A 3,072-nucleotide genomic window follows, 5' to 3' on the forward strand; every position below is an offset into this window, starting at 1 on the left:
TATTTCCCGGGAACAATCGCGCATTTCGCGCCCGTCCCGTGGTATCAACGTTTCTAGCACCATCGATTTTACGGTGGCACAGTTTTGACCCTTTTCAAATTATTTTGGCTCATCGGGCACCTCTTTGGAGAATATCCCGTTGAGCTTTTTTGCGACTTCAAAGTTACTGTTTGGGTAGAGATGACCGTAAGTGCCGAGTGTCGTTTCGATATCCTCATGCCCCAGACGCTCTTTAATCTGGAGTGGATTTTCACCAAGGCTGATCAACAGCGACACATGCGAGTGGCGGAGGCCGTGCACGGTAATCCGCTGAACCTTGGCCGCATCGCTGTAAGTGTCCACAATGGCGATAAATTGCTGGTCAGAGCACGGAATTCCATTAAGTGAGAATACCCACTCGGAATTCACCATTACCGCTTGTGCGTCCTGCCACGCGCCTAAGCACGTAACGGTATCGTCATCAAGCGCCACGGTGCGGCGGCTAGCGGCAGTCTTTGGCGCGGGCGTTTCAAACCAGTTGCGGTTGTGATAGTCCATCGTCTTATTGACGTTCACGGTCTTAGCTTCGAGATCAACGTCTGTCCACTTTAATGCCCGTGCTTCACCGCTTCGCAAGCCAGACATAAACATGAACCACAACATCGTGTGATCAAAGCGTCCTGTATACGTATCGGTATTCGTTTTGGCGAGTACCTTTTGGAAGTCAGCTTGCGTCCAGAACTTGATTTTTGCTTTCTTCTTTTTGATGAGGCCAACGACCCGCACGGGATTTTCAGTGATGATACCAAGCGCCTTAGCACGTTCAAGCACTTGGCCTAACATAATGTTGATGGTACGCGCATAGGATTGCTTACAGTCTTTGAGTACGCTGACTTGCCAATGTTGCACATCAATCGGCCGAATTTGGTCAATGATAATGTCGTTGAACCTAGTCAGATAATCGGTGTTCATCAAAACTAACCGTTGGCGGTAGGTGCGTGGTTTCACTTGGGTTTTGTACCAAGGTTTGAACACGTCCTCCATAAACTCGCCAAACTTCGTCTTCTTGATGTCCTCATCATCGTCGACCCCAGCTGCCAACATTGCAACTCTTGCTTTTTTCGCCTCCGTTTTCGTTTTGAAGCCGCTGGCGCGTTTTTGAATTCGCTTGCCAGTCCGTTTGTCAGTTCCTAAGCTCACGCGGAAGCTAAAAGTGCCGTCCGCTTGTTTTGTAATATGGTCTTTCGTAGTCAAGATAGTTCCTCCTTAACTGCGGAAAGGCCACTTGGTGCACCCTCAAGTTGGCTTAGTTTCAAGCCTAATACTGCGTCTACTGCTTCCACTGGAACACGGTCTACGCCTTTCTTAGCGTACCATCCAAGGCCACGTTTGAGCAACAACTCTTTTGCCATTTTGATGATACGGCTTGCTTGCGCTGGACTGTATCCCAGCTTGATTAAATCAGCCCGTGTCAGGGTCAGGTATGCTGGCATAATATTCTCCTTTTTCAAATTGGAGATCGCCGCATTTTACTGACCATGATATACTTAGCTTGTCTAGGGCAAAGTTTCGGGTCAGCGCGGCAATCGCGTTCATTCGTTGCTTTGTTTTTCTTTTGCTTCAAAATCGTCTAGGTAGGCGCCACAGTTGCCATTTTGATAATGCTGAATCAAATCGATTTGCCGTGGACTTAGTTTGCCAGCGTCAATAATTTCATCAAGCGTGTGCGTTCCTAACATCTCGTCTAAAATCACAATCAGTTTCAGCGAGGAACTCACTTGCTTCTTGAGCCAGCCAACAGTTGTCGTAAAGTCGAAGGGTTGCGGGTCAACGGTTAGGGATAACTTGTCCCGATTAGCACCAATAAAGGTTGCCCATCGTGGGTCAATCGGCCAGCTTTGCTTACTCTTACTTTTGGTAGGGGTGAGAAAGCAAATATAATGGTTGATGATGCCGAAGATAACCTTTTCAGGGTCGCGAGTTGACAGTAACGCCTCAATACCTGAATCAGCCCGTTCATCAGTTAGCCGCACTTCAAAACGATTCTTAATTGGTTGTTCTTCAATCGGTAACTTGTCTTCTAGTAACACGTTTTGCTTTTGCCACTGCTCAAAGTCCTTTTCGTAAATCACCATGTGGACACCACTTTGGCGTGAGCCTAACTCTAAGGTGTTTCCCTCCTTGTGGTCACGATCCGAGCGATGAATTTTGCCACCTTTGAAACGCGAGCGGTATTCGTCGTTTCGATACTTCTCAATCAATTCTGGAATGTCGAGGACGCCATGACGGTCATTGATAGCGAGGTCAATTCGCTTGAAGCGACCATGCAATTCTTGGCAAGCTATGAAGACGTCATACCATGAGCGCTTTTGCCCGCTAAGGTAGTTTTCCAAATAGCGACAGCCTTGACCGCTCAACTCAATCATTGTGCCCTTGTCCCGTTTTAGCCACGCTTCTTCTGATTCACCGTGACGGCGTTCTGGTTGTTGTGAGAGCATCACCGTTAGCTCACCACAGACCAGCTTATGCGTGTAGCCGTAAAACGCCCAGTCCTCACGATAGAAGTGTTCTGGCCTAATCTGAAATATCTTTTGAATGATGCTTTTAGCATCGTGTGACTTAAAGGTGACGCGGAAGTAGTCGATACAGAAATCTAGGTTGTTCCGTTTGGTCAGCACGCGCATTGCAGTTGTTAATTTGGTCTTAGCTTGCGCTGTGAGCTGTTTCCGGCCTTTAATCAAGGCGTTGATGTACTCGCGACTATATCCCGTTGTATCGGCTAATTGTTGCTGTGTGATGCCGTAGGCATCTTTGAATTCTTCCAGCTCATCTAACCACGAGTAGCTTTGTGGATTAACAAGAGTTAAATCCTTTTGCATTTTGTCATTCCTTTCGATGTGAACTAATCGGGCGCTAATTTTGCGTCATATTTCTAGCGAAACGCCGGTCTTACGCGGTTTATTTCTGCCTAGAAGGTTTATCCCGTCATACTATCGCCCCCCTATTAGACACTGGGGGCTGATGGCGGTCGGCTAACGCCGACCGCCGCCGCTCGCGCTAGCGGCTTTCGCGCTGCACGCCGCGCACGGCGGC

3 protein-coding genes are annotated in these 3,072 nt (G+C 48.1%); all 3 read right to left on the minus strand.

The genetic code is table 11. The features are described 5' to 3' along the window. Positions 1-99: 99 nt before the first annotated feature. Positions 100-1,233, minus strand: a complete 1,134-nt coding sequence (locus EKM97_RS11770) for a site-specific integrase (RefSeq protein WP_125572565.1) — start codon at positions 1,231-1,233, stop codon at positions 100-102. After that, the gene (locus EKM97_RS11775; RefSeq protein WP_125572566.1) at positions 1,230-1,472 is read right to left on the minus strand and encodes a DUF3173 family protein; all 243 of its coding nucleotides are present in this window, start codon (positions 1,470-1,472) and stop codon (positions 1,230-1,232) included. Before EKM97_RS11775 ends, EKM97_RS11770 begins: the two co-directional genes overlap by 4 nt. 99 nt (positions 1,473-1,571) lie before the next feature. Then, entirely contained in the window at positions 1,572-2,858 is a 1,287-nt protein-coding gene (locus EKM97_RS11780) for a replication initiation factor domain-containing protein (protein WP_125572567.1), read from the minus strand. Positions 2,859-3,072: the final 214 nt, after the last annotated feature.

It is taken from the genome of Lacticaseibacillus songhuajiangensis (assembly GCF_003946025.1).
Taxonomy (GTDB): domain Bacteria; phylum Bacillota; class Bacilli; order Lactobacillales; family Lactobacillaceae; genus Lacticaseibacillus; species Lacticaseibacillus songhuajiangensis.